The organism is Streptomyces sp. NPDC047042, from assembly GCF_040644035.1.
Classification (GTDB): Bacteria; Actinomycetota; Actinomycetes; order Streptomycetales; family Streptomycetaceae; genus Streptomyces.
The window spans coordinates 61,918-83,715 of the sequence record NZ_JBEYVP010000034.1; the positions used below are offsets into that span (position 1 = coordinate 61,918).

The 21,798-nt window shown below is 70.1% G+C and carries 23 protein-coding genes; 9 read left to right on the top strand and 14 right to left on the bottom strand.

What is annotated here, in order from left to right:
* Positions 1-88: 88 nt before the first annotated feature.
* Together ABZ855_RS34240 and ABZ855_RS34245 are read right to left on the bottom strand one after the other, a co-directional pair.
* Positions 89-499: a VOC family protein gene (locus tag ABZ855_RS34240; RefSeq protein ID WP_360813460.1), complete on the bottom strand. Its 411-nt coding sequence runs from the start codon at positions 497-499 to the stop codon at positions 89-91.
* Positions 500-509: 10 nt separating this feature from the next.
* On the bottom strand, positions 510-998 hold the full coding sequence (locus ABZ855_RS34245) for a helix-turn-helix transcriptional regulator (protein ID WP_360813581.1): 489 nt from the start codon (positions 996-998) through the stop codon (positions 510-512).
* Positions 999-1,139: 141 nt separating this feature from the next.
* On the opposite strand from ABZ855_RS34245, the gene ABZ855_RS34250 reads away from it, so the two are divergent.
* From ABZ855_RS34250 to ABZ855_RS34265, 4 genes are all read left to right on the top strand, one after another.
* A complete protein-coding gene (locus tag ABZ855_RS34250; RefSeq protein WP_360813462.1) occupies positions 1,140-2,060 on the top strand; it encodes a sigma-70 family RNA polymerase sigma factor in 921 nt (306 codons plus the stop codon).
* 177 nt (positions 2,061-2,237) lie between these two features.
* Entirely contained in the window at positions 2,238-3,701 is a 1,464-nt protein-coding gene (rox, locus tag ABZ855_RS34255; RefSeq protein ID WP_360813464.1) for a rifampin monooxygenase, read from the top strand.
* Between the two features lie 143 nt (positions 3,702-3,844).
* Positions 3,845-4,249: a hypothetical protein gene (locus ABZ855_RS34260; protein ID WP_360813466.1), complete on the top strand. Its 405-nt coding sequence runs from the start codon at positions 3,845-3,847 to the stop codon at positions 4,247-4,249.
* A 46-nt stretch (positions 4,250-4,295) separates the two neighbouring features.
* Entirely contained in the window at positions 4,296-5,153 is an 858-nt protein-coding gene (locus ABZ855_RS34265; protein WP_360813468.1) for a phosphotransferase, read from the top strand.
* Here ABZ855_RS34265 and ABZ855_RS34270 read toward each other — a convergent pair.
* The 8 genes from ABZ855_RS34270 to ABZ855_RS34305 all read right to left on the bottom strand — a co-directional run bounded on the left by ABZ855_RS34270 (position 5,128) and on the right by ABZ855_RS34305 (position 12,629).
* Positions 5,128-5,640, bottom strand: a complete 513-nt coding sequence (locus ABZ855_RS34270; protein WP_360813583.1) for an NUDIX domain-containing protein — start codon at positions 5,638-5,640, stop codon at positions 5,128-5,130. The genes ABZ855_RS34265 and ABZ855_RS34270 overlap by 26 nt on opposite strands.
* 14 nt (positions 5,641-5,654) lie before the next feature.
* On the bottom strand, positions 5,655-5,873 hold the full coding sequence (locus ABZ855_RS34275; protein WP_360813470.1) for a hypothetical protein: 219 nt from the start codon (positions 5,871-5,873) through the stop codon (positions 5,655-5,657).
* A 72-nt stretch (positions 5,874-5,945) separates the two neighbouring features.
* The gene (locus ABZ855_RS34280) at positions 5,946-6,572 is read right to left on the bottom strand and encodes a histidine phosphatase family protein (RefSeq protein WP_360813472.1); all 627 of its coding nucleotides are present in this window, start codon (positions 6,570-6,572) and stop codon (positions 5,946-5,948) included.
* Between the two features lie 514 nt (positions 6,573-7,086).
* Entirely contained in the window at positions 7,087-7,785 is a 699-nt protein-coding gene (locus ABZ855_RS34285; RefSeq protein ID WP_360813474.1) for a Clp protease N-terminal domain-containing protein, read from the bottom strand.
* A gap of 60 nt (positions 7,786-7,845) precedes the next feature.
* Positions 7,846-8,757 (bottom strand): TniQ family protein, encoded by a 912-nt coding sequence (locus ABZ855_RS34290; RefSeq protein WP_360813476.1) that lies wholly within the window; start codon positions 8,755-8,757, stop codon positions 7,846-7,848.
* Positions 8,754-9,803 carry an ATP-binding protein gene (locus tag ABZ855_RS34295; RefSeq protein WP_360813478.1) on the bottom strand — a complete coding sequence of 350 codons (1,050 nt, stop codon included), beginning with the start codon at positions 9,801-9,803 and terminating at the stop codon, positions 8,754-8,756. The genes ABZ855_RS34290 and ABZ855_RS34295 overlap by 4 nt, the downstream gene beginning before the upstream one ends.
* A complete protein-coding gene (locus tag ABZ855_RS34300) occupies positions 9,794-11,881 on the bottom strand; it encodes a transposase (RefSeq protein WP_360813480.1) in 2,088 nt (695 codons plus the stop codon). Before ABZ855_RS34300 ends, ABZ855_RS34295 begins: the two co-directional genes overlap by 10 nt.
* Positions 11,847-12,629, bottom strand: coding sequence for a TnsA-like heteromeric transposase endonuclease subunit (locus ABZ855_RS34305; protein WP_360813482.1), 783 nt, complete (start codon positions 12,627-12,629; stop codon positions 11,847-11,849). The genes ABZ855_RS34300 and ABZ855_RS34305 overlap by 35 nt, the downstream gene beginning before the upstream one ends.
* A 253-nt stretch (positions 12,630-12,882) precedes the next feature.
* Here ABZ855_RS34305 and ABZ855_RS34310 point away from each other — a divergent pair, with 253 nt between their 5' ends.
* The 3 genes from ABZ855_RS34310 (at position 12,883) to ABZ855_RS34320 (ending at position 14,722) form a co-directional block, all read left to right on the top strand.
* Positions 12,883-13,413, top strand: coding sequence for a helix-turn-helix transcriptional regulator (locus ABZ855_RS34310; protein WP_360813484.1), 531 nt, complete (start codon positions 12,883-12,885; stop codon positions 13,411-13,413).
* 112 nt (positions 13,414-13,525) lie between these two features.
* The gene (locus ABZ855_RS34315; RefSeq protein WP_360813486.1) at positions 13,526-14,230 is read left to right on the top strand and encodes a hypothetical protein; all 705 of its coding nucleotides are present in this window, start codon (positions 13,526-13,528) and stop codon (positions 14,228-14,230) included.
* Between the two features lie 153 nt (positions 14,231-14,383).
* Positions 14,384-14,722 carry a DUF2516 family protein gene (locus ABZ855_RS34320; protein ID WP_189145653.1) on the top strand — a complete coding sequence of 113 codons (339 nt, stop codon included), beginning with the start codon at positions 14,384-14,386 and terminating at the stop codon, positions 14,720-14,722.
* 70 nt (positions 14,723-14,792) lie between these two features.
* Here the strand turns inward: ABZ855_RS34320 and ABZ855_RS34325 are convergent, their stop codons facing one another.
* The 3 genes from ABZ855_RS34325 to ABZ855_RS34335 all read right to left on the bottom strand — a co-directional run bounded on the left by ABZ855_RS34325 (position 14,793) and on the right by ABZ855_RS34335 (position 18,961).
* The gene (locus tag ABZ855_RS34325; protein ID WP_360813488.1) at positions 14,793-16,343 is read right to left on the bottom strand and encodes a SpoIIE family protein phosphatase; all 1,551 of its coding nucleotides are present in this window, start codon (positions 16,341-16,343) and stop codon (positions 14,793-14,795) included.
* 446 nt (positions 16,344-16,789) lie between these two features.
* Complete coding sequence (locus tag ABZ855_RS34330; RefSeq protein WP_360813490.1) at positions 16,790-17,887, bottom strand: NlpC/P60 family protein; 1,098 nt, start codon at positions 17,885-17,887, stop codon at positions 16,790-16,792.
* A 261-nt stretch (positions 17,888-18,148) separates the two neighbouring features.
* Entirely contained in the window at positions 18,149-18,961 is an 813-nt protein-coding gene (locus ABZ855_RS34335) for a class I SAM-dependent methyltransferase (RefSeq protein ID WP_360813492.1), read from the bottom strand.
* A gap of 245 nt (positions 18,962-19,206) precedes the next feature.
* On the opposite strand from ABZ855_RS34335, the gene mshA reads away from it, so the two are divergent.
* Positions 19,207-20,457 (top strand): D-inositol-3-phosphate glycosyltransferase, encoded by a 1,251-nt coding sequence (mshA, locus tag ABZ855_RS34340; protein ID WP_360813586.1) that lies wholly within the window; start codon positions 19,207-19,209, stop codon positions 20,455-20,457.
* Positions 20,450-20,944 (top strand): YbjN domain-containing protein, encoded by a 495-nt coding sequence (locus ABZ855_RS34345; protein WP_360813494.1) that lies wholly within the window; start codon positions 20,450-20,452, stop codon positions 20,942-20,944. The genes mshA and ABZ855_RS34345 overlap by 8 nt, the downstream gene beginning before the upstream one ends.
* On the opposite strand, the gene ABZ855_RS34350 is transcribed toward ABZ855_RS34345, so the two are convergent.
* The gene (locus tag ABZ855_RS34350; RefSeq protein WP_360813496.1) at positions 20,931-21,764 is read right to left on the bottom strand and encodes an AraC family transcriptional regulator; all 834 of its coding nucleotides are present in this window, start codon (positions 21,762-21,764) and stop codon (positions 20,931-20,933) included. The genes ABZ855_RS34345 and ABZ855_RS34350 overlap by 14 nt on opposite strands.
* Positions 21,765-21,798: the final 34 nt, after the last annotated feature.

Here is a 21,798-nt window from a genome sequence, read left to right on the forward strand (position 1 = left end):
TCGTCCGTCTTGTCTGTCTCGTCCTCGTACGGTTTTCCTACTGGGTGGTGCTCGGCAGGGTGTGACGCGACCCCTGACCCTTCAGCTCTCAGCCCTTCGGCTTCTGCGAGATCCGCACCAGGTTGCCCGACGGGTCGCGGAACGCGCAGTCGCGCGGGCCCCACGCCTGGTCCATGGGCTCCTGGAGCACCTCGGCGCCGGAGGCCCGTACCCTCTCGAACAGGGCGTCGAGGTCGTCGGTGCGGAAGACGAACATGGGCATGACGCCCTTGGTGAGCAGCTCCTGCAGGGTGTCCCCGTCGGCCTGGGAGCGGCCCGCGTGCGGCTGGGAGAGTACGAGTTCGAGGTCCGGCTGCGCGGAGCTGCCGAGGGTGACCCAGCGGTGTTCGCCGGATGCGACGTCGTTGCGGACCTCGAAGCCGAGCGCGTCACGGTAGAAGCCGAGCGCCTCGTCGGGGTCGTTGACTGTGATGTGGCAGTACTGCAGTGCGATGTCCATGCCGACAACGCTAGGCGGCGGCCGTACGGCCCGCTTCTCGAATCCTGCTCGGTACGTTTTTGATGTCCGGCGCCTCCGTGACCTGCGCGTCCGCCGTCGGCGGGTTTCTGCTCGGCCGGGTCTGCACCTTCGCCACGCAGGCCGGCATCGCCGTCACCGCCTCGTGTTCCCTGCTCCGATACGCGCTCGGCGTCTCACCGACGATCTCCGTGAACCGCGAGCTGAACGAGCCCAGCGAGGTACACCCGACGGTCATGCACGCGTCGGTGACACTCATCCCGGCGCGGAGCAGCGTCATCGCCCGCTCGATCCGCCGGGTCATGAGATAGCTGTACGGCGTCTCGCCGTAGGCGGCCCGGAACCGCCGCGAGAAGTGCGCGGGGGACATCAGCGCGCGCTGGGCCATCGTCGGCACGTCGAGCGGACGCGCGTACTCCCGGTCGATCAGATCCCGTGCCCGACGCAGATGCGCGAGGTTGGCGAGTTCCTGCGGGTCCATTCCGCGACCGTACCACCGGCCCTCGGCGCCGGTCCTGATCTCGACGGATGCCCGGAATAGGATCCAACCGGCACCCGAGAACGCGTCGGCGAAGACGAAGACGAAGACGAAGGCGAAGACGAAGGCGGAGGCATCGGCATCATGGAAGAGCCGCACAATCCGCGTGGTCCACACGAGCTGGACGAAGCGGCGGACGTGTTCCAGCGGCTGCGTCCGCGCCTGTTCGGCATCGCCTACCGCGTCCTCGGAAGCGTGTCCGAGGCCGAGGACGTCGTGCAGGACGCGTGGGTACGTTGGCAGGGCACCGACCGCGCGGTGGTGCTGGATCCCGGGGCGTTCCTGGCGAAAACCACCACCCGCCTGGCGATCAACGTGGCCCAGTCGGCGCGGGTACGACGTGAGGCGTACGTGGGTCCGTGGCTCCCGGAGTTCGTGGACACCCGTACGGATCCTCAGGTCGGCGCGGAGCGCGGCGAGGCGCTCGAGCTGGCCGTACTGCTGGTCCTGCAGAAGCTGAACCCCGTGGAACGGGCGGCCTATGTGCTGCGGGAGGCCTTCGACTATCCGTACGACGAGATCGCGGCCATGCTGCAACTGGGCCAGGCCAACACCCGCCAGCTCGTCAGCCGGGCCCGCAAACGTCTGTCGGCCGAGCGCCGGGATCCCGTGGACGCGACCCAGCACCGGCGACTGCTGGAAGCCTTCATGGCGGCGGCACGGGAGGGTGACGTCGCCGCGCTGGAGAACATGCTGTCCGCCGACGTCGTCGCCTACGCGGACGGCAACGGCATGCGAGGCGTGGCACGGCTGGACGTCGCGGGCGTCGGACGCGTGGCCAGGATCAGCGCCTTCGCCAAGAAGTTCTTCCCGGGGGCCGACTACGCCGTGGTCGAGGCCAACGGCAGCCCCGCCATGCTGGTCGCCAAGGAGGGCCGAGCCATCGCCCTGATGAGCGCCACCGTGGGAGCGGACGGTATCGACGGGCTGTACTGGATCCTGACACCCGAGAAGCTACGGGCGTACGAGCGCTCGGCCCACAGACTCACCACGGGCCGGCGCTGACGCGCACACACGAGCACTTGCACATCCCCCGCCACTTTCAAGCTATAGCGCAGTGGGGGGCTTGCGGCAAGACCCCCGTGGTGCCGCAGAATCGTCGGCCGAGGCAGCCCGGACCCGTGGAAATCGCGGGTGCCGCGGGGATCGCGGTCAATGAGGGCTGCCGATGATGGGGGTCTCATGATTGACGTGATCGTTGTCGGCGGCGGACCCACCGGCATGATGCTGGCGGCCGAACTGCGGCTGCACGGCGTGCACGTGGTCGTACTGGAGAGGGAGGCGGAGCCGACGCCGGTCGTTCGTTCGCTCGGTCTGCATGTGCGCAGCATCGAGGTGATGGACCAGCGCGGTCTGCTGGAGCGGTTCCTCGAGCACGGCAAGCAGTACCCGGTCAGCGGCGGTTTCTTCGCCGCCATCGACAAGCCCGCGCCCGAACACCTGGACACCGCACATCCGTACGTACTCGGCATCCCGCAGCCCCTCACCGAGCGCCTGCTGACCGAGCGCGCCGTCGAACTCGGCGCCGAGATCCGGCGCTCCTGCGAGCTGGTCGGACTGAGCCAGGACGAGACGGGGGTGACCGCGGAACTCGCCGACGGCACCCGGCTGCGCGCACACCATCTCGTCGGCTGCGATGGCGGCCGCAGCACGGTACGCAAGCTGCTCGGCGTCGGTTTCCCCGGCGAACCCACCCGCGTCCAGGCGCTGTTGGGCGAGATGGAGGTGGGCGTACCGCAGGAGACGGTGGCCTCCGTGGTGGTCGAGGTGCGCAAGAAGGAGAAGTGGTTCGGCCTCGGGCCCATGGGCGGCGAGGGGGTGTACCGGGTCGTCGTACCCGCCGACGGGGTGACCGAGGACCGCTCGGCGCCGACCCTGGACGAGGTCAAGAAGCAACTGCGCGCGTACGCCGGTACCGACTTCGGTGTGCACTCGCCGCGCTGGATCTCCCGCTTCGGCGACGCCACCAGGCAGGCCGAGCGCTACCGCGTCGGCCGGGTGCTGCTGGCCGGCGACGCGGCGCACGTCCATCCGCCGGTCGGCGGACAGGGGCTCAACCTCGGCATCCAGGACGCGTTCAACCTCGGCTGGAAACTGGCCGCCGAGCTCTCCGGCCGGGCACCGGCGGGCCTGCTCGACAGCTACCACGCCGAACGCCACCCGGTGGCCGCCGACGTACTGGACAACACCCGAGCGCAGACGCTGCTGATGTCCGCCGACCCGAACCTCCAGCCGATGCGCCGACTGCTGTCGGAACTGATGGACTTCGAGGACGTCAAGCGCCACCTGATCGAGAAACTGACCGGAATCGGCATCCGCTACGACTTCGGCGACGGCGAGACGGGCGGCGACGGGTCCAGCCATGATCTGCTCGGCCGCCGCCTCCGGGACGTGACGCTGAAGAGGGGCCGGCTGTACGAGCAGACCCACGCCGGCCGAGGCCTGCTCCTCGACCAGACCGGGCGCCTGACGGTGTCGGGCTGGGAGGACAGGGTGGACCACGTCGTCGACAGCAGTGACGAACTGGCCGAACTCGACCTGCCCGCCGCGCTGTTGCGACCGGACGGTTACGTGGCCTGGGTCGGCGAGGACCAAGGGGGCCTGCTCGAGGCGCTGCCGAAGTGGTTCGGCGCTGCGGCGAGTTGAGGATGCCCTACGGCGGGCTGTAGCGCTGGCGCGTGTGTGCGGTGGCGCCGCAGGCGCTCTGTCGGGGTGCGGGGCGGCGGGTGTGTACTTGAGGCCCGCCGGGGGGCGGGGGCTTGCCGCATTTTCGGGATCGAGGGGGACGTATGCCGAGCACGCCGGATCCAGGAGTACCCGAGTCGGCTCGCGAGGACGAGGAGGAGCCCTGGCTGGACAAGCGCGAGGTCGCCGCGCTGTGGCCGGTGCGCGAGGACTGGCTGCCGGGAACCGCGCATCGTGCTGATGTCCGCACCCGCCGGTTCGGCGGGGAGAGCCGGGGCACGTACGGGGCGGCGCCGACCTACTACTCGTATCACCCGGGCGATGTACGGCGGGCCGCGACGGATATCGCCGAAGGCCGTGTGGACATCCCGTCGGTCTGGCGCACTGACACCCCCGAGGGCCGACGGGCGGAGTTCTGGAGCATCTTCCGGTTCCGTCTCACCTGCGGGGTCATCCTGGCGTTGTTTGTCTCTGTGGTGGGGGTGGTGGTCTACGAGATCGTGTCCTGAGCCGGCGGGCGGCGGTCGCCGGCGGCGTGGCGATAACGTGATCGTCATGACGGCTGAGGGCGAGGCGCTGGTCGGCGGAATGGCGAACGCGGGGGCGATCTTCCGCCGTGGCACGCTGGTGGAGCGCCCGGCGCCGCGCAACGCGCACGCCCTGCACGCGTACCTCCTCGCCCTGAAGGAACACGGCTTCGACGCGGCGCCGACCCCAGTCGGCCTCACCGAGGACGGCCGCGAACAGCTCACCTTCATCCCCGGAGACGTGGCTCTGCCGCCGTTCGCGGACTGGGCGATGACGAGGACGGCCCTGGAATCGGTGGGGAGGCTGCTGCGGCGCCTGCATGAGGCCGGCGCGGCCGTCGAGATCGACACCGGTGCCGGGTGGCCGGGGGACCTGGCCGACCCGGAGGGGGGAACGATGCTGTGCCACAACGACGTATGCCCGGAGAACGTCGTCTTCCGCGACGGCAGTGCCGCTGCCCTGATCGATTTCGACATGGCAGCCCCGGGCCGCCCGCTCTGGGACGTCGCGATGACCGCCCGCTATTGGATTCCCCTGCTCGACCCGGCGTCCGCGGCCCCCTCCTACCCCTCCTCCTCCGGGCTGGACGCGCCCGTACGGCTGCGGATCCTTGCCGACAGCTACGGCCTTACGCCGCAGGACCGCGCCGAGTTGCCCGACGTCATCGAGCAGGCCACCGAGGTCTGCCGAACGTTCGTCGCCCGCCGAGTGGCTGACGGCGACCCGGTCTACGTCCAGGCGCTGGCCGAGCGAGGCGGATGGGAACGCTGGGACCGTATCCAGACCTGGCTGGGGGAGCGCCGCGAGATGTTCACGGAAGCGCTGCTGAACCGACCGCCTGGAGGGTCAGGACCGGGCACTACTCAAGTGCGAGATACCGACTGAAGGCTTCATGGCTGTCGGGAGTGAAGCGCCACTCGAGCAGGGCCGAGCGAAGCTCCGGCTCGGTCAGCCAGCCGTACCAGGCGACCTCGTCGGGATCGGGAACCACGGAATCCGGCATCACGGAATCCGGCATCACGGCTTCGTGCACGCCGAGCCAGTGAGGACTGAGGCCGGCCCGGTTGACGAACGTGAACAGCAGGCGCGGCAGCACACGAACACCCAGTTCTTCGGCCAACTCCCGCGCGGCGGCCTGCTCGTAGGACTCGCCGACAGTCACCGCGCCACCGACAACAACCTCATACAACCCGGGGAAGCGCGAAAGGTGTTCCGCCCGCCGGTGGACAAGAACCCGCCCGAGCCCGTCACGACACACGGTCACGGCGACCCGATGCAGCCAACGTTCCCGAATGGCCTGCCGACGGCTGACCACCCCCACCACACGATCGCGACCGTCGACCCGCTCGACCAGTTCATCCACGCGGTACACCGGCTCCGGAGACGTCACTTGTAGGGCGGCAGGTTGTTGGTCGGGTTCCCGGGACTCCAGTCCATGTGGGTGACGAGGACGGTCAGGACGAGCACCACCGCGATCACGACGAGCACCCCCACCCAGAAACCGTCCGCGGGCACCGGACGATGCGGATCCGGTGAGCTGCCCGGCCGGTCCCCCTCGCCCTCACCGGCAGGGTCCCCGGCGTCACCGTACCCATCGGGCCCCATGGCACCTCCTCCGCCAAGGCCATGGCACCGCACGGCGGGGCGGGCGTCAAGACCGCCCGCTGCGCCTGGTCTTCAGAGGTGGAGTTCGGGTGGGAAGCCGGTCCAGCGCAGCTCTGCGGGCAGGTGCCGCATGTCGTTGTGGAAGAGCACGGAGGACGGCCTGCCGGGTGCGTAGCGGATGACCGTCAGAGCCGCGTTGCCGTGGTTGAGGCCCATCCAGCGCCACTCGGGTGCGTCGATGGCGGCTCGGACCAGCCATCCGACGAGGAAGTTGTGTGTGACGACCAGTTCGTGGCGGGGGCGATCGCCGTCGACCGGGCCTGTGAATGCCGCGAGAGCTTCCCGGGCCAATGCTGGGCCCCGGTTGCGCTCCTCTTCCGGAACCTGACCGAGGAAGCCGAGCATGGCGTCGGCAGAATCCGGCGGCAGCTCGTCCTTTGTGGGCAGGTAGGGGATGTAGTCGCCGGCCAGTTCCGACTGGTGCAGCGGGACGGCGTCGTCAAGTTGTGCGCTGATCAGCCGGGCCGTCTGCTGCGCCCGGGGCAACGGCCCGTGGTGTATTGCGGAGAGCGGGGTGCTCTTGAGCCGTTCACCGAGCAGAACAGCTTGACGCCGCCCGCTGTCCGTCAGGGTCGTCTCATCCGCTGACGCTTCACCGTGCCGGGCGAGGTAGAGGTATCGGGTGGCTGTGTCTGTCATGTCCCGGGCTCCGTCGTCATCCGTGATCTTGTGTGTCAGGGATGGACGCTGAGCTGTGTGCGCGTAGTTCCGTCGCGGCTGTCTCGTCTCGGATCTGCCCGAGCTGTTTGTCGATCCGTCCTCGCGCGATCAACGTTCCCAGCCTTCCAGGCAAACCGCGGGTGCCGGGCAGGTCGGTCGGTGTCCCGGCGAGCCTCAAGGGCTTCCCGGTGCGGAGAACCAGCACACGGGTGACTCTTCCCTCCCCATCCACATGGGATCTCGGCTCCGCTGCCAAGCAGCGCCGGGATCGTCCTGTCCGAGGTCCCCCAGCCGTACGCCCCAGAACGCGCATCCTTGGTGCTCGCTGCGGAAGACGAGTGTCCTGTCTCGGATAAGTCCGGGCATCGTGCTGCGCTGACCTGCGGTGCCCGGACTTGAGTGAGACGGGATTCGTCGGTGTGTCTCACCAAAGTCCGGGCAGGGAGCCATGCTCTCGCAGGGTCGGATATCGGTCGCCGTGGTCGTGATGAACTCAGGCGTCGGCCGGTGTGGCGTCGAGGGCGGCAGGGTCGAAACCGGCCTCGGCCAGGACGACGGCGGCGACTCCGCGGCCGACCTGGGCGAGTCCGATCAGCAGGTCATCGCAGTCGATGCGATCGGAGCCGTTCTGCTCGGATCGTGCCTCCGCGATGGCGATGGCCTTGCGGGAGTAAGGCGTCCAGGCGATGCGCTCCGCTGCCTGGGAGGCGCCCATGCTCAGCCGGGTTCCGACGGATTGGTGGACCGTCTCCGGCGAAACATCTGCGGCTTGCAAGAGCCGGGTGGCGCTGTTTTCCTCCGTGGTCAGTCCCCAGAGCAGGTGCTCTGTGCCGATGTAGTTGTTGCGGTGGTGCACTGCCGCCTGCTTGACGTGGGTCATCGCCTGGCGGAGCTCGTCGGTCATCATCTCCGGGCTGTAGCGCTTGTGCGGGGCATGGAAGCGCTGCTGCACCGCCTGTCGGGTCACGCCCAAGGCAGCGCCGATGTCGGTCCATGAGGAGCCGTGCATCCGGCAGTGCTCGACGTAGTCCTCGACCAGGTCGTCTGCCAGCGCCTGCATCTGGCCTGCGAGTTGGGCGGCGACGGTCAACAGGGCGAGCCAGTCGGGCTGTTCTTGTCCGCCGGGACGGTGCGCGGTGTCGCACCTTCGGTCGACTTCTGCGATGAGGTCGTCAAGGTCTGGGAGAGCCATGAGGCAAGTACGCCTTGACAGTTTTGAATTGTCAAGGAGGGCTTGCGCATCTGGCGGCTTTCAAGCGGCCTTGTTCTCGCGCAAGATCTGCGTGACGCGGCGGATCATGGCGCCGGTCTTGCCGGCGAGGGCGGGCAGGTTGGTGACATAGGCGGGGTGGTTTGGCGGGAGCCGTCGCGTGAACTCCTTCATGAAGCGGTCGACATCGCTGGGGAACATGCTCTCGGCGAGGAGGGATCGCCAGGCAGGTGAGGCGACCAGCGACATCATCGTGACGGCCGCTGGATAGGCCGCCGCGTAGAGCTGTGGCCCCCAGGACAGGTAGGGGCCGCGGGGCTTGGCGAGTCCCTGGCCGAGGGCGTCCGGGACGAGCGTGTAGTGATGCGCCGCGAACAGTTTCCAAAGGGCGCCGCCGGTCCGAAAGCACTCAGCGGTGACTCTCTCTCCATGACGTCGGACGAGGCGGTGGTGGCGACGCTGAGCCCAGAGGGTTTCTGGCATCTGCGCGAGGTCAACCTGTTCGCGCGTGACAGTGACGGCTTCGCCGATCCAGAGCCTGTGCTGGAGGCAGGCGTGGGTGTAGATGGGGATCCAGGCCATGACGTGCTGGCCTGGCGTTCGGGTGGCCGTGCAGCGTCGGCAGGCCCAGCGTCGTCGTAGGCGCATGGACACGACCGGAGGCAGGGAGCGGCCCAGAGGGCTCATGCCGTGCTCGTGGCTCCAGCGCAGTTCCGGCAGTGCGTGCCAGAACGTCTCCCGGGGCAGGCCGGTGAGGATCGTCAGACGCCGCAGAAGCGCGGTGACGGAGTCGTCGTCGTGCGCCAGCCATCGCGAGGGGGTGTGGAGGCGTTCTGCGGGAATGCGGTTGGCGCGGGCCAGCCGCTCGCAGTACGAGTTCAGGGTCTCGTTTGGGAACGGGGGGAGGGGCCGGGGCAACGGCCGGAAGATCACAGGCCGAAAGGGTGTGGTCATCCAGCGGATCTCCGAGGAGTGGACTGGCCGGACTGAGTGGATTCACTGCTGTGGTCGATGCGGATCGTGGTCAGGACGGAGCGGGTGATGCGCTCGCTGCCATCCAGGATCGCGGTGACGGCTGCGGCGCGGATCAGGTGGGAGAGGCTTCCGATCATGCCGCCGGTGCGCTGGTGTAGATACTTCGACAGCCGCACCAGGGTTCCGGGTTCGTGCTGATGCAGCCGCAACGTGCCCTCCAGGCTGGCCACCAGCGACCGCCATTCGGCGTTGAGCGGGAAGGGGCCGGTGCGGATGAGCACGCAGCGGCCGGCGAGCTGGCTGCCGCGGATCCCGGCGAACAGCCCGGAGTGTTCGACGTTGATCCCGGCATATACGAACGTGGCGGGCAGGTGCTCGGTGAAGTACTTGAGATGGTCCGACAGCTCCTCGCCTGCGGTCGTTGCGTGGTTCATCAGGTGGATTTCGTCGACCAGGACCAGGTCCGTGCGGGCCTCGATCAGCACTTGGCAGACCGCGCTGGTGACGTCGGTCGTGTTGTGCCGCGGCGTGATGAGCGGCAGACCGAGGAACCGGGCGAACTCCATCGCCAGCTTGCGGGGTGAGCCACGAGGAGGAGCGGTGATGTAGACGACCGGGATGCGGTCGCTGCCCGGATAGCGTTGCCGGACGCGCAGCTCATGGAGGCGAGCGAGCTGCTTGAGGGCGGTTGTCTTGCCGGTGGTCCACTCGCCGGAGACGATCAGTCCGCGACGAGCCCCGTGTTCGCGTTGATTGAGCAGGGTCAGCAGGCGGCCCTGGTGGGCGATCTCCTTGACCGTGGAGGTCCGCACGACCTGGAGTTCGGAGTGGTAAGCGATGCGAGCCTCGTCGTAGGCATCCCTCTGCACCCTGTCCAGCGCCTGCCACCGGTCGTCGGGCAGCAGGTCGAACGTGGCGGGATCGGCGTCCACGAAATGCCGCCACCCGGATAACGTGGTGGACGGGTCGGTGCGTGGTTCCCCGGCGGGGGCCTCGTCGTCCGGCTCGGGCGGTTTTACCACCATCGTTCGGCCTCCTTCCGGGCGTCGAAGATCTCCAGCGGGATGACGTCGGCGAGTTCGTCGTCCGCGCCCTCACCGGTGTCGTCTTTGCCGGACTCGGGCGGGTCCGGGGGCGTCCAGGGCCGGTCGGGGGCACTGGTGGTGCGGGTGCGGGCGGCGACCTTGCGATCCCTGCGACTGCCCCGCTTTGGCTCCGCCGGCATGGCCGCGGACTCTTGTGGTCCGTCGCTGGCCCGATCCAGCAGCGCGAGGGCGGCCTGGGCGATCTCCTCCTCGCTGACAGGATCGGTGCCGCGCCGGGCCAGAATGCGGCGGGCATGGTCCCAGGCCAGCTCGCCCATGGGTGTCGGGGCGGTGCGAAGGTGCCGCCAGACAGCGGTGATCCAGCTGCCTTGGCGGTGGTTGCGTACCCAGACGCGGGAGATGTCATAGGGGTCGTAGTGGACCTCCCAGCTCCGCCCGTCAGGGCCCATGCCGGAGGGCTGCCGACGGAACGGGTTCAACTCCGTGCTGTCGTAGGTGCGGTGGTTGATGCGGATCCCATAGGAGTTGATCGTCCGCCAGCGCCGGGGCAGAAGCTCGATGTACTCATCGGGGCCGAGCGCGACCGGGACGTGCCCGGCGGCTGCGACCAGGGCGGCGTACTTCTCGTTCGGGCTCAAGGCCTTGCCGGGCATCAGCGGATCGCGCAGCCCGTCGTGCGGCCGGTTCTGCCAGTGGACGATCCATTCCTGCAGCAGTTCTTGAAGCTGGTGGATCGTCCAGACCGCCTCGGCGGCCGGATCGGTGCCGCGGTGTTCGGTGCTGCGTCCCTTGTGGCCGGGAAGGTGCTGGACGAACATCGTGGCCACCGAGCCCAGCGTCTTCTCGATGTGCGGCTTGTCCGTCGGGGTATCGGGGTGGGCGGGCTGGAAGGAGATGCCCAGCGATTGGCAGGCCGAGCGGAACGTGTCGGAGATATAGGCCTTGCCCCGGTCGCAGACGATCGTCTCCGGCGTGATCACGGGGACCGCCGCCGCCTGGGCCAGCCGTTCGTCCAGCGCCATGAGCGAGGTGTGCGGCAGCACTGAGCGGGACATCCGCAGGGCGTCCGCCCAGCCCGGACGCATCGGCTCTGGCGTCATCGCCCGGGCCAGCAGCAGGGCTGCGTCCACCGCCTTCGTCGACGGCCGCAGCACCGCCGCGGCCAGCGTGCGGGTCGCGATGTCGACGATGCCGGTCAGCTCGACGGTGTCCACCGTGCCGTCGTCGTGAACGACCAGCACGTCCAGCGGAGTCGAGTCGATCTCCATCACCTCGCCCGGGCGGGCCGCGGTGAGCTGGCCGAACATGCCGTCCGGCTGCTTGGCCAGCGAGCGGCGGGTGCGGGCCGAGCCCAGCGTGTGCCGCCCGGAGCTGACCGCATTCAGCAGCCGGTAGAACGTCGCGCGCGACGGCAGTGGCACCACTCCGGGGCCGTGCTCGGCCTCCAGGAGGCGTTCCATTCGGCGCCGCAGCACCTGCGCGGAGACCGTGGACCGGCTGGTCTGCTCGTCCACGATCTTCCGAAGGGCCTCGACCACCCGCCGGTCGGTGCGGCCCATGCCGTCCGAGACGGTCCGCAGCCGCGGGTCGACCAGCCCGAGCACTCCCTCCCGCTCGAACCGGGCCCGCATGTCCTGGAGGACGGTCAGCGACACCGCCGTCCCCGCCGCCGCCAGCTCGGCTGCCTTCGCCAGTTCCCGCTGACGCAGGGACCAGACCGCCGGGTCGTACTCGGGTTTCACCGGGTCGTGCGGATCGTCCAGGGGCCGCCCGGTGAGCATCTCCACCAGGTGCCGCTGCCACCACTCGGCCCGCTCAACCGCCCTGGCCGGGAGTCCTTCCAGGGCTCCAGCCGGTGGGACGACCGTCCGCACCGAGGCCGGTGTGACCACCTCGAAGCCGGTGGAGGACAGCAGATGGGCCAGCATCACCACGCTCGCTGACTGGCCCTCGTCGACCAGCCGGACGGCAGTCCCCTCCAACGCGGTGACCGTATGAAGCCGTCCGTCGAAGCGCACCAGGTCACCCGCTCGCAGCAGCCGCGGACGCGACGACATCCCCGCCTCCCTCCCATACTTCGCCATGCCGGACCTGCGTGTCCGCCGACAACAGCCCGCTCTCCAAGTCCGTGGTCAGAGTCCGGCGCCAGAGCAGATGGAACAGCACCGGCAGCACCGCGATCTGATCACCCACCCTCCGAGCCCCGTCCAGTAGACCGGCGTCGTCGGCGAATACCTCCACCAGGCGATCGGCGACGTCAGGGTGGTGTACCCGCGGATGCCGGTAGCCGGCCAGCCACCGCACGTTCGCCATCAGCACCGCATCCGGCGTCCCCACCCGGGCGAAGTCCCAGCCCACCGACCGGCAAGCCGCCGCGGTCACCGCGAACTTCACCGCGTCCTGCGGCTCGATCCGCTCATCAGGGCGCACGTCCACCACCAGGGCCGTGCCGTCAGTCCGGCGGACGAAGAAGTCCGGCGTGTGCCGCACCCGCTTCCCTCCCGGCTCCGCCCAGGACAGCCGGAACGGCTGTGAGGAGATGCCTGTCACCAGCGGGTCGAAGTCGAGCAGCATCAGACGATCACGCTCCAGCCACGACTCGTAGCCCACGTGCCCGCCACATGTCGCCGACCAGTACCAGCCGCACCAGTTGCCCTGCCCCCGGAAAGCCGGGAACCGGCGCTCGGGCCGTACCGACTCGAACCGGACCGACCACAGACGCGTCAGCGGTCCACGCTCACGGACCCCGGACGCGCTCACGTACTCCAGCTCGACGTCCTCCGCCGACACCTCACACGCATCCATCCGGGCCTCCGGAACGAAGCCGACCAGCCACGACGACCGTAGGCACAGCCACGGCGGCGTACCCGGAGAAGACCGAGACACCCCACTAAATGCCCGGAGATGACTGAGACGTCAGCTCAGATGCCCGGAGATCTCCGAGACTGCCCGGACATCACAGAGACAGGACAACGAGGACTCCCGCCCCAAAGTGGCGTGGCACACTATTGCAAGCAGGCGCTTGCAATAGTTAGCAAGGGTGCTGCAAAGTAGAGGCATGGCATCGCTCAACGTCGGCAGTCTTGGTGAGTACCTGCGTGAACAGCGGCGCACCGCGCAGCTGTCCCTCAGGCAGCTCGCCGATGCCGCCGGGGTGTCGAATCCGTATCTGAGTCAGATCGAGCGCGGGCTGCGCAAGCCGAGCGCGGAGGTGTTGCAGCAGGTCGCCAAGGCGCTGCGGATCTCCGCCGAGACGTTGTACGTGCGGGCCGGGATCCTGGATGCCGAGCGGGACGGGGAGGAGCGGCGGCGGGAGGGCACCACGCGAGCCGTCATCCTCGCCGATCCCACGCTCAACGAACGGCAGAAGCAGGTGCTGCTGCAGATCTACGAGTCCTTCCGCAAGGAGAACGGGTTCGCAGTCGCCGACCCGGACCTCGACTCCGACCCGGACCTCGACTCCGCCCCCGATCCCGACAGCGCCCCCGCCGCGACGGACGTTCCCGTGCCGGACGTCCCGAGCGGTGCTCTTAGAGACACGGACATAGGCACCGGCAGCGACGCCGACCCGCAGCAGACGGCCAGTTGACGCAACGAATGCGACCAATGCCCCGAACATAGGACGCATCAGTCGAGACCGGCCCCACCCACGTCGTAAATCAAAAACCCTCAGCTCCAAGCAACCCGGGAGGACCATCACCATGGCCATCACCGAAGACCTGCGTAAGACCTTCAGCGACCCCACCCCCCTCTACTTCGCCGCCGGCACCGCCGACCTCGCCCTTCAGCAGGCCAAGAAGGTTCCCGGCCTGGTCGAGCAGCTGCGCGCCGAGGCGCCGGCCCGGATCGAGGCCGTACGCGCCACCGACCCGAAGGCGGTTCAGGAGAAGGCCGCCGCTCGCGCCAAGGAGGCGCAGGAGAAGGCCGCTGCCCGTGCCAAGGAGGCGCAGGAGACCCTCCAGGCCAAGGTCGGCGAGTTCATCAGCACGCTGGACGGCGACTTCAAGAAGCTCGGCTCCACCATCGACGCCGACCTGAAGAAGCTCGGCGAGAGCGCCCAGGACCTCGCCCTGCGCGGTGTCGGCGTCGCCGCCGAGTACGCCGTGAAGGCGCGCGAGACGTACGAGAAGGTCGCCGAGCACGGCGAGCAGGCCGTGAAGACCTGGCGCGGCGAGGCCGCCGAGGGCATCGAGGAACTGGCCATCGCCGTCGAGCCGAACTCCGAGCCGGTCGAGGACAAGGCAGCCGAGAAGGCGACCGAGAGCAAGGCGACCGAGACGAAGGCTGCCGCCCCGGCCGCCGTCGAGGCCAAGGCCGCGCCCGCGCCGGCCCGGAAGCCCGCTGCCAAGAAGGCTCCGGCCGCCCGCAAGCCCGCCGCCAAGAAGACGACTCCGCCCGCCAAGTAGGAACAGGCGCAGGAGGAGAGAAGAGAAAAGAGATACGAGCAACGGGCCGGGCACTCATGGAGTGCCCGGCCCGTTCTTCGGGTAGCGGACGCGGATGCGGGTACGGTGACCGCAAATACGAACTGACCGAGCTTGGTGGTGGACGTTGTGCTGATGCAGGGGTTCGCGGGGTTCATGTGGCTGTTGAGTGTGGCCCTGATCGTTTTCAGTGGCTTCGCGCTGATCGACGCCGCCGTGCGCCGCGAGGACGCCTACCGGGCGGCGGACAAGAAGACCAAGCCGTTCTGGCTGATCATCCTCGGGCTCGCCTTCGTGGTGAACCTGATCTTCAACATCCTGTCGTTCCTGCCGATCATCGGCCTGGTCGCGACGATCGTGTACATGGTCGACGTACGACCGGCACTGCGCGGTCTCCCGGGCGGTGGCCGCAGCCGCAGAGGCGGCGGCTCCAGCAGCGACGGTCCGTACGGGCCCTACAACGGCGGTCGCTGAACCGACCCGAAGACTCGGCGTACTCGACGACCCGAAGCCCCACGACCCCGCCCCGCCAACCGAATCCGCCCTACGCCCCGCGGTCCAGCAGCAGTACCGCCAGGTCGTCCGTCAGCTCTCCGCCGTTCAGCTCGCGCACCTCGCTCACGGCCGCCCGCAGCAGTTTCTCGCCGCGCAGGCCCTGCGCCAGCTGGCGGCGGATCATCGCCACCATGCCGTCCTGGCCGAGCCGTTCCCGGCCCTCGCCGATATGGCCCTCGATCAGGCCGTCCGTGTAGAGCATCAGGGTCCACTCGGCGCCCAGTTGCACCTGCGTACGAGGCCAGCGGGCCCCGGGCAGCAGGCCGAGCGCCGGGCCGTTGTTGTCGTACGGCAGCAGCTCGGCCACAACCAGGGAATCGACCGGGGAATCGACCGGGGAATCGGCGGGCCCGGAGTGGCCGGCAACTCCGGCGACCCCGGCCCGTCCCGCGAGCCCGGAGCGTGCGGGCGCCGGGCGGACCAGCAGCGGGGCCGGGTGGCCGGCCAGGCACAGGCCCGCGCTACGGCCGTCCGGCGCGATGTCGACCGTGCAGAGCGTCGCGAAGATCTCGTCGTTCTCGCGCTCGTGCTCGAGGACCTGCTGAAGCGTGCCCAGCAGCGCGTCACCGCACAGGCCCGCCAGCGTCAGCGCCCGCCACGCGATGCGCAGTTCCACACCGAGCGCCGCCTCGTCGGGGCCGTGCCCGCAGACGTCGCCGATCATCGCGTGGACCGTGCCGTCGGGCGTACGGACCGTGTCGTAGAAGTCGCCGCCGAGCAGCGCGCGGGAGCGGCCGGGGCGGTAGCGGGCGGCGAAGCGCAGGGAGGAGCCGTCGAGGAGCGGGGTGGGGAGCAGGCCGCGTTCCAGGCGGGCGTTCTCCTGGGCCCGCAGCCGGGACTCGGTGAGCCGGCGTTCGGCCTTGTCGGAACGTTTCCGCTCCACCGCGTAACGGATCGCGCGGCTCAGCAGCCGGCCGTCCAGCTCGTCGCGGAAGAGATAGTCCTGGGCGCCGACCCGCACCGCTTCCGAGCCGCGCTCGGCGTCGCCGGAGGCGGTGAGCGCGAGTACCGCGTGCCGGGGCGCGAGCCGCAGTACGTGTTTGAGCACCGCCAGTTCGTCGTCGTTGCCGTCCTCGGCGTGGGCGGGCACCGGCAGTGCGAGGTCCAGCAGGATGCAGTGGACGTCGTCGGTGAGCAGTCGCGCGGCCTCGGTGAGGTTGCGGGCCGTGCGGACCCGGATCGGCTTGCCGGCGGCGTCGAGCAGATCGGGCACGACGGGGGAGCCACCGGGGTCGTCCTGGATCAGCAGCAGCGTCAGATGCGTGCCTGGGGCGGTACCGGGGGCGGTACTGGGGGTCGTGCCGGAGGAGGCCGCGGTGGCGGCGGCGTTCGCGGCGGCCTCGGCCGCGTCCAGGCCGGCCGTCGGCTGCCTGCGCGCGGCCGTCTCCCCGGAGGGGGAGCCGCCCGGGCCGCCCTGGCCGGCGGGGCCGGGGGTGCCTGCGGAGGCGCCTGTCGAGGTCCCTGAGGGCAGGGCAGAGCCCGGCGCCTGACCGTTTTCCACGGCCGGGATCGCTCTCTGCCGCGGTACGGGTACGGGCATCGTCGTGGGTTCCTTCCCTCCCCCCGAGGGCACGATGGCGAGGAGTCTCGATCCACCGAGCGGGACCATAGCGGTTGACGGGCCCGCAGCGGAATGGTCGACGGTACGACCACAGGGCGGCGGCAGTGCCATATGCCGTCTGCCGCAACGCACTTGGGCACAGGGTTGCCCACCCGGGGATGACGAATGTCACGTCCTCGGGAGGGTTGGCGGGGGCCGGTGGGTGCGGTGGGTGCGGTGGGTCACGTGGGGCCGGTCACGGGCCGGGCGGAATGCTCCGTACGGCATGAATGGTGACGTATTTCGGCTGGTTGCTCCAGGCCCGCCCCACGCCCCACGCCCTACGCCCCACACCCCACGCCCGACGTCTCACGCCCCACGCCCCACGCCCCACGCCCGATGTCTCACGCCCCACGCCCCACGCCCCACGCCCGACGTCCCGCGTCTCACGCCCCCGGCCGGACCACCCCGAGTATCGGCATCGACCCCGCCCCCGCGGTCGTCACCGTCCGCCCCGGACGCGGGGCGTGCACCATCGTGCCGTCGCCCACGTACATGGCTATGTGACTCGCGTCGTCGAAGTAGACGATCAGGTCGCCGGGACGCATGTCCTTGACGTCGATGTGCGGAAGCTTGGCCCACTGCTCCTGCGAGGTACGCGGGATCCTGACGCCGGCCGCCGCCCAGGCCGCCTGTGTCATGCCCGAGCAGTCGAAGGTGTCCGGGCCCTCGGCGCCCCACTCGTACGGCTTGCCCATCTGTGCCGTCGCGAACTCGACGGCCTTCTTGCCCTGTGCCGTGGCGCTGCCGTCGATGTCCTTGAGGATGCCGGAGCTGAGCCAGGACGTCTGGGCCCTGGCGGCGGCCTCGCGCTCCAGTTCCGCGAGGCGTTCCTTCTCCTTCTTCTCGAGCTGGGACTCCAGCTGCTCGGCCGCCGCGACCTGCTCCTTGATCTTGGTCTGCGCTGCGGCCTTGGCCTTGCGGCTCGCCTCCAGCTTCGTCCACTGGGCCGAGGCGTCCTGCGCGTACTGCTCCAAGTCCTGCTGGGTGCGCGTCATTTCGGCCAGCAGGCCCTTGGTGGCCTTCTGTCCCTGCCGGACCCGGCTGACGCCCTCCAGCCATGCCTGCGGATCATCGCTGAGCCACAGTCGCGCCTCCGGCGGCAGGCCGCCCGAGCGGTACTGGGCGCGGGCCGCGGCACCCGCGCGGTCCTTCAGCTCGGCGAGCCGCTGCTGCCCCTTGACGATCTCCCGGGCCAGTTCGACTATCTCGGCGGACTGCCGCTCGGTCTGCTCCTCCGCCGCGTTGTACGCGTCCGTGGCCACCGCCGCGTCGTGGTAGAGCGCGTCCAGCCTCTTGCGTACGGCTTCCAGGTCCTTGTTGGGCGGCAGCGTCACCCGCGGAGTCGGTGCGGGCGTGGGAGTGGGCTTCGGGGTTGGTGTCGGGGCGGGGCTCGCGAACGCGGTGCCCGCACCGCCGAGGACGGTGATCGCGCAGACCAGTCCCACGGCCGCCGCGACCAGACTCCGCTTGCCGGCTCCCATTCCCCGCGCCCCCATTTCCCGCACCCCCGTACCTTTCGCCCACTTGATTAACCGTCAGTAACTTCCGGACGCCTGGGGGATGGTGCCATGTCGTCGCGGAAAGCAACAGGCCTCCCGCGAGGTGCCTGCCCTTTCCCTGCCCCCTGCATGTCTGACGAACGGCGCACGATGATCGTTGCCCGCGATCTGCAAGCAATTTGAGGCGTCGGGAAACCGTCCGGAACTGTCCGGAACTGTCCGGAACTGTCCGGGAACCGTCGCTCAGCCGCGAGGCGCCAACGCCCCCCACGCCACGGTCACTTCACCCTGCCGCCACCGCGCCGCCCCGTCCGTGACCGGCCAGTCCGCCGCCAGGTCCCGCACCGCGCGGATCCAGCGCTGGCGTGCCCCGTACGAGGCGTAGGGTGCCGCCGCTGCCCAGGCGCGGTCGAAGTCGCGCAGGAACGCGTGTACGGGTTCGCCGGGGACGTTGCGGTGGATGAGGGCCTTCGGGAGGCGTTCGGCGAGGTCGGAGGGGCGGTCGAGGGAGCCGAGCCGGGCCGCGAAGGTGACCGTGCGCGGCCCCTCGGGCCCGAGGGCGACCCACACGTGCCGGCGCCCGATCTCGTCGCACGTCCCCTCGACGAGCAGTCCGCCCCCGGGTACGTCCGTGGCCGGCGCGAGCCGGGCGCACAGGCGGGCCCAGACGCCGGCGACCTCGGCCTCCTCGTACTGGCGCAGCACGTTCGCCGCGCGGATGAGCGCCGGCCGCTCCGGCACCGGGATCTCGAACCCGCCGTGCCGGAAGACGAGCCCCTCGCGCTCGTACGGTTTCGCCGCCGCGACCCGGGCCGGTTCGATCTCGACGCCCACCACGCGCGCGCGTGGCGCGACGGTACGCAGCCGCGCGAGCAGCTCGACGGCGGTCCAGGGCGCGGCGCCGTAGCCGAGGTCGACCGCGACGGGGGAGTGGGCGCGGCGCAGGGCGGCGCCGTGCGTGGCCGCGATCCAGCGGTCCATACGGCGCAGCCGATTCGGGTTGGTCGTCCCGCGCGTCACCGTTCCGACGGGGCGGGCGGAGGCGCGGGGAGTCATGGGTACGAGGGTAAGGGCGAGGGTAAGGGGCGGTGATCTATCGAACGGTTGAGCGGAATTCGGCAATGATTGGGCAAAGAGGAAATGGGCTGCCTCCTCCTGACGTTGACCCTTCGGAGCTGTGCTCGGAGCTATGCGCGAAGCGCGGCTCACGAAGAGCAGGAGTCGGGGCCGAGAAGGAGGAACGCCACGTGAGCCAGTACATCGGCCGACTGGGCCGCCGCCGCAGGCCCCGCCGTGTAGCCATGCTCTCCGTGCACACCTCCCCCCTCCACCAGCCCGGCACGGGTGACGCCGGCGGTATGAACGTCTACATCGTCGAGCTCGCGCAGCGCCTCGCCGCGATCAACATCGAGGTCGAGATCTTCACCCGGTCCACCACGGCCGCCCTTCCCCCGACGGTCGAGCTGGCCCCCGGCGTCCTCGTGCGCCACATCGACGCGGGCCCCTACGAGGGCCTCCCCAAGGAGGACCTCCCGGCCCAGCTGTGCGCCTTCACGCACGGCGTCATGCAGGCCTGGGCCGGCCACCGCCCCGGCCACTACGACCTCGTGCACTCGCACTACTGGCTCTCCGGCCACGTCGGCTGGCTCGCCGCCCAGCGCTGGGGCGCCCCCCTGGTGCACGCCATGCACACCATGGCCAAGGTCAAGAACGCCGCCCTGGCCGCCGGTGACAGCCCCGAGCCCGCCGCGCGCGTGATCGGCGAGATGCAGGTCGTGGCCGCCGCCGACCGCCTCATCGCCAACACCGCCGAAGAGGCCGACGAACTCGTACGCCACTACGACGCCGACCCCGGCCGGGTCGCCGTCGTCCACCCGGGCGTCAACCTCGACCGCTTCTCCCCGGGCGACGGCCGCGCCGCAGCCCGCGCCCGCCTCGGCCTCCCGCAGGACGCCCTGATCCCGCTCTTCGCGGGCCGCATCCAGCCCCTGAAGGCCCCCGACGTGCTGCTCCGCGCGGTCGCCGTCCTCTTGGACGAGCGCCCCGAGCTGCGCGCCAACATCGTCGTACCGATAGTCGGCGGCCCCAGCGGCAGCGGCCTGGCCAAGCCGGAGGGGCTGCAGAAGCTGGCCGCCCGCCTGGGCATCGCGGACGTCGTACGGTTCCGCCCGCCGGTCGGCCAGGAACAGCTGGCGGACTGGTTCCGGGCGGCCTCCGTCCTTGTCATGCCCTCCTACAGCGAATCGTTTGGCCTGGTCGCCATCGAGGCGCAGGCGGCGGGCACGCCGGTGCTGGCGGCGGCGGTGGGCGGCCTCCCGGTGGCCGTCGACGAAGGACGTACGGGATTCCTCGTACAAGGGCACGATCCGGCCGCCTACGCGCGCGTGCTGCGCGAGTTCGCCGACAACGAGGGCCTCACCGCCCGCATGGGCGCGACGGCGGCCCGCCACGCGCGCCGCTTCGGCTGGGACGCCTCGGCCGCCGCCACCGGCGACGTCTACACGGCCGCGATGCACGCCCACAGGCGTCGCGTACGCTCGCTGCATGGCTGATTCGGCGTCGATCATCGAGCAGGTCCTCACCGAGGCCGACCTGGACTGGGAGAGCCCGAACCCCGGCAACTACGTCGTGAAACTCCCGGGCACCCGCAAACTCTCGACGACGGTCTCGCTCCTCGTCGGCAAGCACTCCCTCTCACTCAACGCGTTCGTGATCCGCCACCCCGACGAGAACGAGGCGGGCGTCCACCGCTGGCTCCTGGAACGCAACCTCAAGCTGTACGGCGTGAGTTACGCGGTGGACCGCCTGGGCGACGTCTACGTGACCGCCAAGCTGCCCCTCTCGACCATCACCCCCGACGAGATCGACCGCCTCCTCGGCTCGGTCCTCGAGGCGGCCGACGGCGGCTTCAACACCCTGCTGGAGCTGGGCTTCGCGTCGGCGATCCGCAAGGAGTACGCCTGGCGGGTGTCCCGGGGCGAGTCGACCCGCAACCTGGACGCGTTCACCCACCTGACCCAGCGCCCTACGGCCGACTGACGTCCATCGAGGAGTCGAGCCGGTACCGGCCGGGCGGTACGCCCACCAACTTCCTGAAGTGCCGGGTGAGATGGGCCTGGTCGTAGAACCCGGTGGCCGCGGCGACCGCCCCGGGCGACTGCCCGTCGAGGAGCAGCCGCCGGGCGCGCTCGACCCGGCGGGCCGTCAGATACTGGTGCGGCGGCATCCCGAAGGCCGCGCTGAACGCCCGTACGAGATGCGCGGGATGCGCGTGCACGAGCCGCGCGGCCTCGTCGAGCGCGATCCCCTCGACGAGCCGCTCGTCGAGCAGCTCGCGCAACCGCCGGGCGAGCGGCGGATCGACCCGCGCCGGACCGCGTACGTCCGTCGCCGCCCGCAACCGCGTACGCAGCCGCTCCGCGACGAGCGCCAGCCGGCTCGCGGCCTCCAGCTCCTCCCCGGACCGCACGAGCGCGCCGTGCAACTGCCCGACGCGCAGCCGCAGCAGGGGATCGCGCAGATCGGGCCGGTCGACGGCGGCCCCGATCAACTCGTCGCCGAGATGGGTGGAGTCGAGATAGAGCACCCGCTTGCGAAACCCGCCCGGAGTCGCGGGCGACCCGTTGTGCGCCACGTGCGGCGGCAACAGCGTCACGGTGTCGTGCGGGGTGCCCCGCTGGTGCCGGTCGAGTTCGTACCGTACGGCGCCGTCGTCGACGATGAGGAGCGTCCAGACGTCGTGTACGTGCATCGGGTAGGCGTACTCGACGAAGTGGGCGTGGAACACCTCGAGGACCCCGGGGACGCGCGGGCGCCAGGCGGAGACGTTCCGCTGCTGCGGAGAGGGTGCGGCGGCCACGCAAAGAACGTACAAGACGCCGAACCCGACCGGT